The organism is Salipiger sp. PrR002 (genome assembly GCF_010500775.1).
Classification (GTDB): Bacteria; Pseudomonadota; Alphaproteobacteria; order Rhodobacterales; family Rhodobacteraceae; genus Salipiger.
In genome coordinates, this window is record NZ_JAAGOU010000086.1 from 1 (window position 1) to 1,711 (window position 1,711).

Below are 1,711 nucleotides of genomic sequence, written 5' to 3' on the forward strand. Positions count from 1 at the left end.
ATGGCGTTTTAGCTGGATGCAAAAAGGCCCGCCGTTGGGGCGGGCCTTTCGCAATGCTTTTGGTCTCAAGACCAGCGTGCGGCTCAGACCTTGTCGGTCAGCTCCGGCACGGCCTCGAAGAGGTCGGCGACGAGGCCGAAGTCGGCGACCTGGAAGATCGGCGCTTCTTCGTCCTTGTTGATCGCGACGATCACCTTGGAGTCCTTCATGCCCGCGAGGTGCTGGATCGCGCCGGAGATGCCGACCGCGACGTAGAGGTCCGGCGCCACGACCTTGCCGGTCTGGCCGACCTGCCAGTCGTTCGGAGCAAAGCCAGAGTCCACGGCGGCGCGCGACGCGCCCACGGCGGCGCCGAGCTTGTCGGCGAGCTTCTCGATCAGCGCGAAATCCTCTTCCGAGCCGACGCCACGGCCCCCCGAGACGACGATCTTCGCCGAGGTCAGCTCCGGACGATCGCTCTCGGCCATCTTGTCCTCGACCCACTCCGACAGGCCTGGGTTGTCGCCCGCGCCGATGGTCTCGACCGAAGCCGAGCCGGTGGAGGCGGCGGCTTCGAAGGTCGAGGTGCGGAAGGTGATGACCTTCTTGGCGTCCTTCGACTTCACGGTCTGGATGGCGTTGCCGGCGTAGATCGGACGCTCGAAAGTGTCGGCGTCGACCACGGCGGTCACATCGGTCAGGATCATCGCGTCGAGCAGCGCGGCAACGCGCGGCAGGATGTTCTTCGCGTCGGTCGTGGCCGGGGCGACGATGTGGCTGTAATCGCCGGCGAGGCTGACGATCAGCGCCGCGACCGGCTCGGCGAGGCGGTGGCCGTAAAGCGCATCCTCGGCGACCAGCACCTTGGCGACGCCGTCGATCTTGGCGGCGTCCTCGGCGGCGGCTGCAGCCGAAGCGCCCGCGGCCAGAACCGTCACGTCGCCCAGTTTCGCCGCGGCGTTCACCGCCTTGGCGGTTGCGTCCAGCGCCAGCGCGCCGTCGTTGATCTCTGCAAGAAGAAGAACAGCCATCAGAGTGCCCCCGCGTCTTTCAGTTTCGCCACGAGCTCGTCGACCGAGCCCACCTTGATGCCGGCAGCGCGCTCTTCGGGCTCCGAGGTCTTGACGATCTCGAGGCGCGGCGAGACGTCGACGCCGAAGTCTGCGGCGGTCTTCTCGTCGAGCGGCTTTTTCTTCGCCTTCATGATGTTCGGCAAGCTCGCGTAGCGCGGCTCGTTGAGGCGCAGGTCGGCGGTGATGATCGCCGGCAGCGCGACCTTGATGGTCTGCAAGCCGCCGTCGACCTCGCGCGCCACGGTGGCGGCATCGCCCTCGACGTCGAGCTTGTTGGCATAGGTCGCCTGCGCCCAGCCCAGAAGGCCCGCCAGCATCTGGCCGGTGGCGTTCATGTCGTTGTCGATCGCCTGCTTGCCCATGATGACAAGGCCGGGGGCCTCTGCCTCGACCACTTTGGCGAGGATCTTGGCGACGGCGAGCGGCTCGATGTCGGTGTGCACGTCATCGGCGGCGGTCACGAGGATGGCGCGGTCGGCGCCCATGGCCAGCGCGGTGCGCAGGGTTTCCTGGCTCTGCTTGACGCCGATCGAGACGACGATCACTTCCTCGGCCTTGCCAGCTTCCTTGAGGCGGATGGCCTCTTCGACGGCGATCTCGTCGAACGGGTTCATCGACATCTTGACGTTGGCAAGATCGACTCCCGTGCCGTCCGCTTT

The 1,711-nt window shown here is 66.7% G+C and carries 2 protein-coding genes; both read right to left on the minus strand.

Annotation, left to right across the window (positions count from 1 at the left end; all coding sequences use genetic code 11):
• Positions 1-83: 83 nt before the first annotated feature.
• Positions 84-1,010, minus strand: coding sequence for an electron transfer flavoprotein subunit alpha/FixB family protein (locus G0A00_RS26225; protein ID WP_164214297.1), 927 nt, complete (start codon positions 1,008-1,010; stop codon positions 84-86).
• On the minus strand, positions 1,010-1,711 hold a 702-nt coding region (locus G0A00_RS26230; protein WP_164185620.1), incomplete at its 5' end, for an electron transfer flavoprotein subunit beta/FixA family protein. The genes G0A00_RS26230 and G0A00_RS26225, both read right to left, overlap by 1 nt.

Bases quoted from the DNA above. Each gene is read 5' to 3' on its own strand.
- G0A00_RS26225 (WP_164214297.1), bottom strand. From the start codon at position 1,010: ATGGCTGTTCTTCTTCTTGCAGAGATCAACGACGGCGCGCTGGCGCTG.